The 12,240-nt window shown below is 72.2% G+C and carries 10 protein-coding genes; 5 read left to right on the top strand and 5 right to left on the bottom strand.

Going from position 1 to position 12,240, the window contains the following annotated elements:
* Nucleotides 1-35: 35 nt before the first annotated feature.
* From ACWGKQ_RS26740 to ACWGKQ_RS26750, 3 genes are read right to left on the bottom strand one after another with little or no spacing between them, the layout of a single operon-like run.
* Complete coding sequence (locus ACWGKQ_RS26740) at nt 36-959, bottom strand: acyl-CoA thioesterase (protein WP_453294490.1); 924 nt, start codon at nt 957-959, stop codon at nt 36-38.
* On the bottom strand, nt 956-1,438 hold the full coding sequence (locus ACWGKQ_RS26745) for a cupin domain-containing protein (protein WP_453294491.1): 483 nt from the start codon (nt 1,436-1,438) through the stop codon (nt 956-958). Before ACWGKQ_RS26745 ends, ACWGKQ_RS26740 begins: the two co-directional genes overlap by 4 nt.
* A 2-nt stretch (nt 1,439-1,440) precedes the next feature.
* Nucleotides 1,441-2,265, bottom strand: a complete 825-nt coding sequence (locus tag ACWGKQ_RS26750; RefSeq protein WP_453294492.1) for a fumarylacetoacetate hydrolase family protein — start codon at nt 2,263-2,265, stop codon at nt 1,441-1,443.
* Between the two features lie 116 nt (nt 2,266-2,381).
* Here ACWGKQ_RS26750 and ACWGKQ_RS26755 point away from each other — a divergent pair, with 116 nt between their 5' ends.
* The 5 genes from ACWGKQ_RS26755 (at nt 2,382) to ACWGKQ_RS26775 (ending at nt 9,233) form a co-directional block, all read left to right on the top strand.
* Nucleotides 2,382-2,801, top strand: a complete 420-nt coding sequence (locus ACWGKQ_RS26755) for a RidA family protein (RefSeq protein WP_453294493.1) — start codon at nt 2,382-2,384, stop codon at nt 2,799-2,801.
* A 95-nt stretch (nt 2,802-2,896) separates the two neighbouring features.
* The gene (locus ACWGKQ_RS26760) at nt 2,897-3,151 is read left to right on the top strand and encodes a Smr/MutS family protein (protein ID WP_453294494.1); all 255 of its coding nucleotides are present in this window, start codon (nt 2,897-2,899) and stop codon (nt 3,149-3,151) included.
* A gap of 129 nt (nt 3,152-3,280) precedes the next feature.
* Entirely contained in the window at nt 3,281-4,876 is a 1,596-nt protein-coding gene (locus ACWGKQ_RS26765; RefSeq protein ID WP_453294495.1) for a hypothetical protein, read from the top strand.
* A gap of 70 nt (nt 4,877-4,946) precedes the next feature.
* Entirely contained in the window at nt 4,947-6,998 is a 2,052-nt protein-coding gene (locus tag ACWGKQ_RS26770) for a WD40 repeat domain-containing protein (RefSeq protein WP_453294496.1), read from the top strand.
* Nucleotides 6,999-7,184: 186 nt separating this feature from the next.
* Nucleotides 7,185-9,233 carry an outer membrane protein assembly factor BamB family protein gene (locus tag ACWGKQ_RS26775; RefSeq protein WP_453294497.1) on the top strand — a complete coding sequence of 683 codons (2,049 nt, stop codon included), beginning with the start codon at nt 7,185-7,187 and terminating at the stop codon, nt 9,231-9,233.
* Nucleotides 9,234-9,303: 70 nt separating this feature from the next.
* On the opposite strand, the gene ACWGKQ_RS26780 is transcribed toward ACWGKQ_RS26775, so the two are convergent.
* On the bottom strand, nt 9,304-10,839 hold the full coding sequence (locus ACWGKQ_RS26780) for an ArnT family glycosyltransferase (protein ID WP_453294498.1): 1,536 nt from the start codon (nt 10,837-10,839) through the stop codon (nt 9,304-9,306).
* Between the two features lie 306 nt (nt 10,840-11,145).
* Complete coding sequence (locus ACWGKQ_RS26785; protein ID WP_453294499.1) at nt 11,146-12,186, bottom strand: glycosyltransferase family 4 protein; 1,041 nt, start codon at nt 12,184-12,186, stop codon at nt 11,146-11,148.
* Nucleotides 12,187-12,240 lie beyond the last annotated feature (54 nt).

Consider the following 12,240-nt stretch of genomic DNA (forward strand, 5'->3'; position numbering starts at 1 on the left):
GTGCACCGGGTGCGGGCCGTGCAGAGGGCAGGAGTTCAGGAGGTGGAGCGGATCAGGCCTTCCTGGACGACGGTGGCCAGGTGGACCCCGTCGGCGGTGAAGAACCTGCCGGTGGCGAGACCGCGGCCGGACTCGGCGGCGACGGCCTCCTGGGCGTAGAGGAGCCAGCCGTCGACCGGGCCGGGCCGGTGGAACCACATGGCGTGGTCGAGGCTGGCGGTGACCAGTCCCGGATCGGCCCAGGCGAGGCCGAGCACCCGCAGGACGGGTTCGAGGATCGTGTAGTCGCAGACGTAGGCGAGCGCGGCGAGGTCGCGCTGTGCGTCGGTCAGCCCGTCGACCGACCTGAGCCGGTCGAACGGCCTTACCCACACGGCCTGTTGGGGAAGGCGCTCGCCCTCGACGGTGAGGTAGACGGGGCCGGGCACGTGCCGCATGTCGAAGCTGCGGCCGCCGCTCCAGTACGCCTGCGACTCGTCGGTCATCGTGCCCCGGGGAGCCTGCGGACCGGTGCCGGAGAGGTACGACGCGGAGCTGGGCAGCGCGCCGGGTTCCGGCACACCGCCGGGCGGAGGTGTCGCGAACGCGGCCGAACCCGGCTCGCCCGCCGCGAAGTTGGCCAGGCAGACGTAGACGGGTTTGCCGTTCTGGAAGCCGCGGACCTGCCGGGTGGCGTAGCCGCGGCCGTCGCGCAGCAGCTCCACCTCGTAACGGACCTCGGCGCCGATGTCGACCGGCCGCAGGAAGTAGGAGTGCATCGAGTGCAGCGTCTTGCCCTCGACCGACCGCATGGCGGCGGCGGCCGCCTGGGCGACCATGTCGCCGCCGTACGCCTTCGGCCAGGGACAGGGCTGGGTGGTGGCGGTGAAGGCCAGGTCGAAGTGCTCGGGCTGGGCCGGCTTGAGGGTGAGGGCCGCGGTGAGGACCGCGGAGGTCGGGGCGGTCGGCGTGCCGTTCATCGGTTCAGCCAGTCGCGCAGCTCGGCGTCCGGGACGTCGGGCAGGTTGACGACGATGTTCTCCGGCGTCCGGGTGGTCATCCACGTCAGCGGCTTGGACCGGGAGAGGTTGCACTCGATGTGCGGCATGAACGGCGGGACGAAGACCCAGTCGCCCTCCTCCATGTCCACGTAGTCCTCGAACTTCGCGCCGAAGTAGATCCGGGCCCGGCCCGACAGCACGTAGCCGCCGGTCTCGGCCTCGCCGTGGTGGTGGGTCACCGAGCGGTAGCCGGGCTCGTTGCTGACCTTGCCGAACCAGAGCCTGGTGGCCGGGGTGTGCTGGATGGAGACACCGGAGATCCGGGTCGCGCCGGCCGACTGGCCGGTGGCGCCGGCCTCCAGGCCGCCACGGGTCACGACCGGGACGACCAGGCCGGACGCGTCGGCGTACCCGGAGTTGTCGCCTTCCAGGACGTACTTGGAGAAATCGGGTTCCATGCTCAGCTCCTGGTGTCGGTGAGGCGGAGACGGTTGCGGAGGGTGCCGATGCCGGGGATCTCGGTCTCCAGGAGATCGCCGTCGGCGAGGAAGACCGGCGGAGTCATACCCATCCCGACACCGCCGGGGGTGCCGGTCAGGACGATGTCGCCCGGACGCAGGACCGTGAACGCGGAGACGTAGGCCAGCAGCGTGGCCGCGTCGAACACGAGGGTGCGGGTGTTGCCGCGCTGGCGTTCGGTGCCGTTGACGCGGCAGATCACCTCGACACCCCGGACCGGGTCGAGCTCGTCGGGGGTGACGACCACCGGGCCGAGCGGTGTGGTCCGGTCCCAGGCCTTGCCCTGGAACCACTGCAGGGTGCGCCGCTGCCAGTCCCGCACGCTGACGTCGTTGGCCACCGTGTAACCCGCGACGGACCGTCCGGCCGTCTCCCGGTCCGCGCCGGAGAGCTCGGCGCCGACGACGACCGCGAGCTCGGCCTCCCAGTCCACGTCGAGGCCCTTGGGCAGGACCAGGTCGTCCTCGGGGCCGGTCAGCGTGTCGGCGTACTTGGCGAAGAGCGTGGGGTGGGCCGGCAGCTCGCGGCCCATCTCGGTGATGTGGTCGGCGTAGTTCAGTCCGCAGCAGACGACCTTGCGGGGCGACGGCAGCGGCAGCACCGGGACCGCGCCGGGCAGCCGTGCCCCGGCCAGCTCCGCGAGGCGGTCGGGCGCCGTGGAGGCCAGCAGTGCGGAGAGGTCGTCGGCCGGCAGCGCCCGCCAGCCGCCGTCATCGAGGACGGCGGCCGACGTACGGCCGTCGTGGGCCACGGTGGCGAGCTTCATCGGAGTTCTCCCTGGGACCTCGGGGCGGCGATATAGCGAGATTTTCACGACCGTCGAAAAACGTCAATAGATGGGTTACGCTGCCTGCATCCACCCAGTCCCAGGAGGTACGCGCCATGACTCCGACCCCGGTGAACCCGCCCTCGCTCCCCGCGCCGAGCGGCTACTCGCACGGCACCCTGAGCGGCAACACGCTCCATCTCGGCGGACAGACGGCGCTCGACGAGCAGATGCGGATCGTCCCCGGTGGCATCGTCGAGCAGTTCCGGCAGGCCTTCGGCAACGTGCTCGCCACACTGCGCGCCGCCGGCGGGATCCCCGAGGACCTGGTGAGCATCACGCTCTTCCTCACCGACATCCCCGACTACCAGGCGCACGGCAAGGAGATCGGCAAGGTCTGGCGCGAACTCGCCGGCCCGGTCTACCCGGCGATGGCGGGCATCGGCACGACCGCCCTCTGGCAGCCCGAGGCGATGATCGAGATCCTCGGCGTCGCCGTGATCCCGGACGAGCGGCTCGTCCGCCCGCAGAGCTGAGGCGACCGGCGGCCATGACGACCCGCACGCCGAGGCCCGTCACGTGGCACACTCGGACCGGGTCGCCACAGGGGGCGGCAGCCGGAGGTGGCACCTTGCTGACATTGGACCTGCACCCGATCTTCCGGAACAACCGCGACATCGAACTCTCGCTGCGGCAGATCGTCTTCCAGGCGAAACGCACGGGGGAGCCCGTCGTGCAGATCATTCACGGCAAGGGCACCGGACAGCTCAAGGGGCGCGTCCTCGCGTTCCTCGGCCAGAAGCACATCAGGAAGCTGTACGACCACGTGGAGATCGACACGGCCAACACGGGCCGCATCCTGGTCCACTTCGTGCCACGCCCCTGAGCCCTCTCCCGCCCCGGTCCGTATGCCGGTCACCGACTCGTCGGCAACCACTGCCAGTTGGCCGCCCGTATTGTTGGGCCGCCTGCGCGGGTGCGCGGCCGGGGGAGCTTCACCAAGGGGGCACCAGGCATGCCGGAGGGGCTGGCCCAGTGGGGGCCGGAGCTTTTCATGACGCGGGAACGGGAGCGACGCCGCGGCCCGGCACCGGAGAACGACGCGCGAAGCGACATCGCGCAAGGGGGGTACGAGCCCTGCCTGCTGGCCCTTCTGCGGCTGTCGGCGGGCAGGGACCCGGGCACCGTTCTCACCGGCGGGTGGTTCCCGAGGGCGCTCGCCCGCACCGGCCACCTCGTCCGCGCGGCCGAACTGGCGCACACGATCAGTGACGAGCTCCAGCAGGGTACGGAGCTGGTGGAGCTGGTGCAGGCCGCGGCGGGTGCCGGAGACCTGTGCGGCGCTCAGGCGCTGGCCGAGTCGATTCCCCTGCGGCAGCTGCGGGACCAGGCACTGGTCGCCCTCGTGCCGGCGTGGGCCCGTGCCGGTGAACGCGCCCGGGCTGTCGCTCTGGCGGAAGGCATCCGCTACCCGCACAACTGGGGGCGGGCCTGGGCCCTGCTGGCCAAGGCGGTGGCGGACAGCGGCGACATCGGCGAGGCGCGCCGGTTCGCCGCTCGCGCCGACGACGAGGTGAGTTCGTACCCCGTAGACGGGACGGAACAGGTGCTCGCCCTCCTCGCGGAGGTGGCCGTCGCCACCGGCGACCATGACCGGGCGGCCGCGCTCGCCGACCGCCTGGCGGACGGCACCCGGAACTCCACAGGGTGGTCCAGGCCGCGGCCCCTGGCGGTGGTGCTGGCCCGCGAGGCGCTCAACGGAGACCTTGACCGGCTCGACGCTCTCCTGCGCCCGCCCGGACCCGCCGTCGGGGCCGGGGGCACGGCATGCGGGTGGGCCCTCGGCGAAGCCGCCGACCAGGACATGCTCCCGGACGGAGACCCGGACCCCGGACCGTTCACCGCCGCTCGCCCGTTCTCCCCCGGATCCCCGCTCGACGCCTGGGACCTGGCCTGTGTGCTGGACGCGGTCGCCGAAACCGCCGACCGGGACGTGGCCCTGGCTCTGGCCGACCGGGCCGAGACACTGCTTGAGACCGGCGACGGCCGCGATCACGACATTCTGCTGAGGTCCGTGACACTCCTGCTGGCCCGGCACGGGCAGGTCGAGCGGGCCCTGGCCCTCGCCGACCGGCTCGACCCCGACCTGTCCGTGGCGCGGCAGGCAGAGGTCGCCGGGGAACTGGCCCGCTCCGGCGACACCGGCGGGGCCGAGGCTCTCGCCCACGCGATCACCGACCGCCGGGCACAAGACAGGGCGCTGATCGAAGTGGTCCGGGAGCTGGCCCGGCGCGGCGATCCGGGCCGGGCCGAGGCCCTCGTCCACTCGATCGACGACCGCTGGGCACAGGGCGAGGCACTGGTCGCGGTCGTCCGGGAGACGGCCCGGCACGGCGATCCGGGCCGGGCCGGGACCCTCGTCCGCTCGATCGCCTACCGCGCGACACGAGCCCGCGCACTGACCGCGCTCATGGAGCTGTCGGAGCCGTCCGACGCCCGCAGGCTCGCCGCGCAGGCCGTGGTTCTCGGCGGCTGGGCCCCTGTGCTGCCGGACCTGGAGCGGATCGTGCCCCGTTCGGTGGCCGTGGTCGCCGACCGGATGACGAGCTGATCCGAGGCGAGGGAAAGGGCTGCCGGACACCAGGACCCCGACTGTCAGTGCTGACTGCGAGACTCGTTCCATGATTCCGAAGCTGCCCTTGCACAGCCCTCGTTGGAGCGGCCTCGACGGTGTGAAAGCCGGGGAGGTGGAAGCACTCCTGGAGCAGTTGGCCGCCGCGGCCGCCACCGAGAGCGGCTTCGGCGAAGAATGGCGGCAGACCTGGACGGACCTGACCGGCGGCCTGATGGACGACGGAATCGTCGCCGACGGGGCCTATGCGGCGCTGCCGCATCTGGTCGAGGCGGCAGCGGCCCTGCCTCCGGGACAGACCGTGGACTTCTGGGTGGACATCGGATTCATCGTGACCGCCGATCACCGGCCCCCCGTCCCGGCCGATCTCGCGGCGGGGTTCGCCGCCGCGCTGCGTCTGGCCGAGCGGGCGGCTGTCCGAAGCCTCCTTGCCGCCGACACCTCCGCAGAGGTCTGCGCCCTCCTCGTGCTCTCCTGTGCGGCCTTCGCCGGCCACCACACGGGCGAGGCGCTGACGCGGCTCCTCGATCTCCGGGAGAGCGGTCTCCTGCTGGTGTGCCCCGGGTGCGGGAGCGACACCGAGATCCCCGAGTTCTTCGCGGCTCCGGCACGTCCGCCTTTCGAGGCTCCGGGGCTGCCTGATCCCGCCCGGGCCCGGCAGGAAGGGCATCCCTGGGGCGAGGTCTCCGCGGCGTTGCGGGAGGAGGCACTGGGGGAGGAGTGGGAGCCCTTCCTGCGGGTGGCACGCGAAGTCGCGCTGGCAGGGATACCCCCCGAAACGCCGGGGGAGGCCGTCCTGTGCCTGGTCGCCGGCCTGGCCGCGGTCAGGGGCACCCCGCAACGGGCCGCAAGGGATGAGGCCCGCCAACTGATGTCGCTCACCGGACACTTCCGCTGCTGGGACTGCGAGCAGACGTGGACAATCGCCGACGGACTGGCGGACGACCCGGACGGTGCGCGCCCCCGGCACCGTCCGACCCGGGCGTGGACGGACTCCGACGGGCCGGCCGCCCTGGTGGAGCCGGCGGCGGCCGGACGAACGGGTGAAGCGGCGACTCGGTTCCGGCAGGACGAGAACGTGGTGCTCGCGGCCGACGGCACGCCCTGGGGCCGTATATCGGTGTTCTCCGATTCCGCGCCCGGTTCACTCGGGGGCGTCGACTGGGGTGTCGACTCACTGACGGTGGTGTCCGGCCCCGGTCGGCCGACGCTCGTGGCCGGCGCCGGGGACAAGGGCGTGGTGTGCCTGTGGGACGTGGCCGACGGCCGACTCGTCCATGCCCCGCTGCCAGGACACCGTGACCGTATCCGCTCGATGACGGCCCTGCCCATGCCCGACGGCCGCGTCCTTCTGGCGAGCGGAGGCGACTGCGGGACGATCGCCGTGTGGAACCCCGTCACCGGGCAGCCGGTGCGCGAACCGGCCGGCGACTGGCCCGGCGGGGTGACCGGAATGTGTGCCGCGACCGTCCCCGACGGCCGCACCCTGCTCGTCACCGCCACCCCCCGCGGCGCGGTCCGGCTGTGGGACCCGGACACCGGTGAGTGCGTCGGGCGCCTCAACCCCTATGGCAGTCCGATCCAGTCGATCGCCGCCGTCCCGATCTCCGCCGGCCACACGCTGATCGCGGCCTCGGACACCGCGGGCCGCCTGCACGTGTGGGATCCGGCCGTCGACGACCCCTGGGAACCGGGCGCGGCCGTGCAGCTGAGCGCACGTGCGCTCGCCGACGCCGACCACCGGGTGGCGGTCGCGGCGGCTGTGCCCACACCCGACCGAGCCGTCCTGGCCACGGCGGACAACCACGGCGTGGTCATGCTGTGGGATCTCGCCACCGGTGCCCCGATCGGCGATGCTCTGCCCGTCTCCACAGGCACCGCCGGCCTGCCGGTCATCACGGCCACCACCCTGCACGACGGCCGCACGGTCCTGGTCACCGGCACTCGGCACGGTCACCGACTGCGGGTATGGGAACCGGACACCGGCACGGTGCGGCACATCGCCCTGGATGTGACGCTCACCTGTCTGGCCACCGCGGGTGCGGACCTGATCGTCGGACACGACCGCGGGGTCCTCGGCCTCCCGGTCACCAGGCAGTGAACGCGTTCGGCCGCGACCCGGCCGGGCGTGGCCAACGGGCCGCGGGACCAGGGCAATTCACGGTTGCGCTCCGCAAACGCGACATGTCAGGGTTCGGTGCGTTGTCGGCTTCCGCCGTATGGCCGCCCACAGGGCGTCAGGCGAACGCCACAAGGCGAACGGTGCTGTGCGGGGAGGGGGAAAGCGATGGCTGGTGTCGACGTCGGAGACAGAACGCTGTGGAGGGTACCCGGCGGGGGCCTGCTCTACCGGATGCCGGCGATGGCCGACGGCACCGTCTATGTCCTTGAGGACTACTTCGATCTGGTGGCGATCGACGCGAACACCGGACAGCGACGCTGGACCCTGGGCAACGACTCCCCGATCGAGGCATCGCCGGTGGCCGACACCGGCGTTGTGTACTTCGCCGACAGTGCCGGGTCTCTGACGGCGGTGGACGCCGCGACCGGCGACGTGCGGTGGAAGTGGAGATCACGCCGGTCGAAGATGTCGATGCCGGCGGTGGCGGACCACTTCGTGTACGCCGCTTCGCACGACGGCAGGATGTGGGCGGTGGACGGGCTCACCGGCCGGCCGGTGTGGAAAGTCAAGGTGGCGGACTATCGCACGTCCCACAATCCACCGCCGGCAGTGGCCCAAGGCGTCCTGTACGCGGCCGTGGGCGGGCATGTGCTGGCCCTGGACGCGGCCACCGGAAGCAGGCGGTGGGACGTCTTTCCGCACGGGGGCGTCCGACAGACGCCGACGGTGGCCGGCGCAGGCGTGTACGTCGGCAATGACGAAGGCCTCGTCGCGATGGACGCGGCGACGGGCCAGGAGCGCTGGCGGCTGTCCACCGCAGGGGTGGTGTGGGCGAGCCCCGCGGTGGCCGAGGGCATCGCCGTCGCCGGTGTCCGCGGCTGGTACCTGATCGCGGTGGACACCGAAACCGGACGGGAAAGGTGGCGGCTGAAGACCCGCGGCGAGATCCACGCGACGCCGGCTGTCGCCGACGGCACGGTGTACGCGGGCAGCCACGACGGGCGCCTGTGGGCGGTGGACGCCGCCACGGGCGAGGCACGGTGGAAGGTCAGGACCACCAAGCCGGTGCACTCCACGCCGCTGGTGAGCGGCGGCACGGTGTACGTCGACAGCCTCGACGAGCACCTCTACGCCGTACGGGCTCACCGGCCCGGCGAAGCGCCCGCCGAGGACCACCGCGCCACATCCCCCCGGCCGATGCGGACAAGCCCCCGCCCGGGATCCGCTCCGGCAGGCTCCGGCCCGATCGGCGGCACCGTACGCTGGCGGGTACGGGCCCCGGGCGCCGGTTACCGCACCCCTGCCGTGGCGCACGGCGTCGTGTACCAGACCACCGCCCATGCCCTGCTGGCGCTGGACGCCGCCACGGGCCGCGAACAGTGGCGCATGGAATCCGCTCACCTGCTCGACACGTCACCGGTGGTCGCCGACGGCACCCTGTACATCGCCGACGGGAGGCATCTGTGGGCCGTGGACGCGGCCACCGGCCGCAGGCTGTGGAAGTGTGCAACCGGCTACGCGCGAGATCCGCGACCGGCGGTGGCCGACGGCACGGTGTACACGGCCGGCGGCGGAGTCCTCTGGGCGGTGGACGCGGCCACCGGCCGCAAGCGGTGGAAGCAGCGGCTCAGGCCGCGCCGTCCACGCTCCTACGAGGACTTCAGTTCCCCCGCGGTGGCCGAGGGCCGGGTCTACGTCTCCTTCCCTCGCGACTCCTTGTGGGCGGTGGACGCCGCCACGGGAAGCAGGCTCTGGCAGGTGAAAACCCGCTCCTCACCGCACGCCTCACCGGTGGTGGCCGACGGCACCGTCTACATCGGCGGTGACAGTGGCCTGATCGCGCTGGACGCCGCCGGCGGCGAGAAGCGCTGGGAGCGGCCCTTCGGCGAGTCGACGTGGTCCACGCCCGCGGTCGTCGGCGGGACCGTGTACATGGGCAGCAACGGCTGGCACCTGTGGGCCGTCGACGCCGCCACAGGGGAGGAGCGCTGGAAGCAGGAGACCGGAGCCGCATACCAGTCGTCGCCGGCGGTGGCGGAAGGCACCGTGTACATCGGCAGCGAGGACAAGTCGCTCTGGGCGGTCGACGCGGCCACGGGTGAGGAACGCTGGCGTCTGGAGACCGGCGGGAAGGTGCATTCGACGCCCGTGGTGGCGGACGGGACCGTCTACGTGGGCAGCCTGGACGACTTCCTGTACGCGATCCACACCTGACGCCCTCGCGCGGGACCGGTTGACGGCCTGCCGCCCGGGAAAGGCGATTCCTCCCGTCGGAGCGGCGGCGTCACGCGTAGTCGCGCAGTTCGGGCCACGTTTCGCCCCACGGGCGGCGGGGGCCTGTACACACATAGACATGGCCGCCCCATTCGAGGTTGTGCACGCCGTCGGGGTTGGAGAGGGCGGCGGCCACACGGACGTGCCGGAAGTACCGGCGCAGACGGGCGGTGTACCCGGGGGCGTGGTCGGGGCCGGGGGCGACGGCCACCACGGTCGTGGCGTGCGGGTTGCCGGGACCCCACCACCAGTCGGTGTTGTGGGCGCTCACGGCGGTGGGCAACCCGGTACCGCGGCCGAGTTCGTTGATGGCGCCGGCCTCGCCGTAGTCCGCCGTGAAGATCACCGCGTTCGCGCGCTGCCCGGGCGGGAGCCCGGTCCACACCTGCCGCACGGTGCCCACCAGTTGGGGCCAGCCCAGGGACTGCCCCGAATTCGAACTGACGCCGTACGTCCAGGCCACGTCGGAGGGCGGCAGTACCGGCAGCACGATCACGGCGAGCAGCGCGGCCGAGGCGGCGGCTGCGGCCATCAGGCCGCGCAACCGGCGCGGGCGGGAGTGCAGCCACCCGTCGAGTCCCACGGCCCCGGCCGCCAGCAGGCACACGTAAAGACCGCCCAGGTAGTACACCTGCGCTCCGGTCGTCACGGCGAACAGCACGAACAGCACGGCGTACGCGGTCACCAGGCACCGCCACAGCGGCCGGCCGGACCGCCACAGGAACCGCAGGCCCGCCACCCACAGCACCGTCATCGCCAGGCAGGACATGCCGAGCTGCCCCACGATCCAGGTGGGGATGTGCTGCGGGCCGCCGTTCTCCCCGTTCAGCGCCCGCGTCATCGCGAACATGGCCCAGCCGTGCCGTGCCTGCCACCACAGATCGGGCAGCATGAGCAGCACGGCGATCACCGCGCCCGCGAGCAGTCGGCGGTCGGCCGCGGTCCGGCGGGCCGGGCCGAGCAGCGTGGCGGCCAGCAGCACGGCCCCGAAGATCGCCGCGAGGTGGTTGAATTCCGCGCCGATGCCGACCAGCGCTCCCGCCGCGAGCCACCACCGCGTGTCGCCGGTGCGGCCGATCCGTACGACCACGAGCGCGATCGCCGCCCACGCGAGCAGTTCGTACGACGTCGTGTTGGCGACGTGCGCGCCGCCCAGCAGCACGGGCATGGTGCCGGTCGCGATCGCCGCGAGCAGGTGCGTCCGCCGCGCGCCGCCCAACTCCCGCGCGGTCAGCCCGCCCACGACCACCGTGCCCGCGGCGGCCAGCGCGGGCCACAGCCGCAGGCCCGCCTCCGAGACCCCGAACAGCGACAGCGAGACCCGGGCCAGCAACGGCGCCAGCGCCGGCTGGTCCACATAGCTCGCCTGGAGGTGCCGGGCGCAGTCGAGGAAGTACAGCTCGTCGATGTGGAAGCCGTACCGCGGAGACAGCGCCATCAGCACGGCCAGGACCACTCCCGCGACGGCGAACACCCGCCGGTCCAGCGGTGCGATCCGCCCGCCGGCCTCCCCGGCCTCCACCGCCCGCCGCCCCACGTCCGCCATCCCGGCCACCCCCGCTCCGCGGCCCCTCGGCCGCACGGCGCCCCCGGCGCTCCCGGGCCGCTCGTACCCTACGCACCCGGCCTACGCGTGAGGTAGCGGTGCGGTTCCTCCCCGCCCAGGGCTGTGGTCAACCGTGGCGTCGGGCCACGGGACCGAACCAGGTCAGCTCGGGTGGGGTCGGATGAGGGCGTTGCCAGTGTCCGTGAGGCTGGGCTGGAGGCAGCTTCGCTTCCTGTGCAAGGCGACCGGGCGGACCGTCTGGCGAGCGAAGACCGAAGGGCAAGGCTCAAAACAGCGGCAGCGTGGCTAGGACAGTGCCTCCACGGCGTCACGCCAGGCGGTCAGATCCTTCGTCGGATCAAGCTCGGCAGACCGGGCCTTTGCCCGCTTGCTCGCCAGTCGGTACTCGGCAGCCGTGCCCAGCTTCCGGAGCGCCGCCTCGTAGCCTTCGACGTCGTTCCGGTCGACGAAGATCCCGGCCTCGCCCAGCGACTCGCACAACCCCGGCGTTGGATGCGCAACCACGGGAATGCCGCTCGCGAACGCCTCACAGCCGACCCGGCCCCATGACTCGTAGACAGACGGCATCAGCAGCACCTTCGTGCGCGCGTACACCTTGTCCCGCATGTCCTCGCCGCGCACATGCTCCACAACCTCGACGTTCGGAAGGTCGGGGAGGATCTGCTCGCCGTAGGCGCCCCGCACCGCAAGGAACTGCTGATCCGGCATCCGCCGCGCCAAGGCGTCGAGTACCTGGCCGCCCTTCCACACATTGCAGTTGATCAGTGTGATCGCCTCTCCCGGCTTCGTCGCGTACTCGTCGACGAACACCGGCGGACGCACGATCAGCGTGTTGTCCGGGGGCACCGCCTCCGGATACTCGGCGAAGAACCGCTCCGCTTCCACCCGCATCCACAGCGAGTTGTACACCGCCAGCGCGGTGCCCCCCGCTGCCATGTCATGGAAGGTGGACTGCTGCGTGTTGTGGCAGACCACCACCAGCGGCTTGCCGTGTTCGCGCGCCGAGGCTGCCGTCGAGGGAACCGTCTCCAGGTGTGCGAGCAGCACGTCCGCCTGCCGCGCGGCCAGCGAGAAATCGGGACGGGACTCCAGCGGAACCACCTTGATGCCGCGGTAGTCGTACTCCCGGTGGGCGCTGCCGGAGCGGGACAGCCACACCGACACGTCGTGCCCGCGCTCCACCAGAGGCCGAAGCATGGAGACGAGCATGTGCTCGGCCCCGGCGTTGTGCTCCGGCGGCATCACATGGACGCGGGCCATGATCCTCAGGGGCTTGGCCGCCCCGCCTGACGCGGAAGCCGATATGGGCTCGGTGAGGATCAGCACTAGGTTCTCCTGGAACGCCGAGTGTGAGCGCCGTCGAGGGTAGGTACAACTACT

This window comes from Streptomyces sp. NPDC054770, assembly GCF_053611985.1.

Excerpts from the sequence above, each read along its gene's own strand:
- ACWGKQ_RS26740 (WP_453294490.1), bottom strand. The coding sequence starts at position 959 with ATGAACGGCACGCCGACCGCCCCGACCTCCGCGGTCCTCACCGCGGCC.
- ACWGKQ_RS26745 (WP_453294491.1), bottom strand. The coding sequence starts at position 1,438 with ATGGAACCCGATTTCTCCAAGTACGTCCTGGAAGGCGACAACTCCGGG.
- ACWGKQ_RS26750 (WP_453294492.1), bottom strand. The coding sequence starts at position 2,265 with ATGAAGCTCGCCACCGTGGCCCACGACGGCCGTACGTCGGCCGCCGTC.
- ACWGKQ_RS26780 (WP_453294498.1), bottom strand. The coding sequence starts at position 10,839 with ATGGCGGACGTGGGGCGGCGGGCGGTGGAGGCCGGGGAGGCCGGCGGG.
- ACWGKQ_RS26765 (WP_453294495.1), top strand. The coding sequence starts at position 3,281 with ATGCCGGAGGGGCTGGCCCAGTGGGGGCCGGAGCTTTTCATGACGCGG.
- ACWGKQ_RS26775 (WP_453294497.1), top strand. The coding sequence starts at position 7,185 with ATGGCTGGTGTCGACGTCGGAGACAGAACGCTGTGGAGGGTACCCGGC.
- ACWGKQ_RS26770 (WP_453294496.1), top strand. The coding sequence starts at position 4,947 with ATGATTCCGAAGCTGCCCTTGCACAGCCCTCGTTGGAGCGGCCTCGAC.
- ACWGKQ_RS26755 (WP_453294493.1), top strand. The coding sequence starts at position 2,382 with ATGACTCCGACCCCGGTGAACCCGCCCTCGCTCCCCGCGCCGAGCGGC.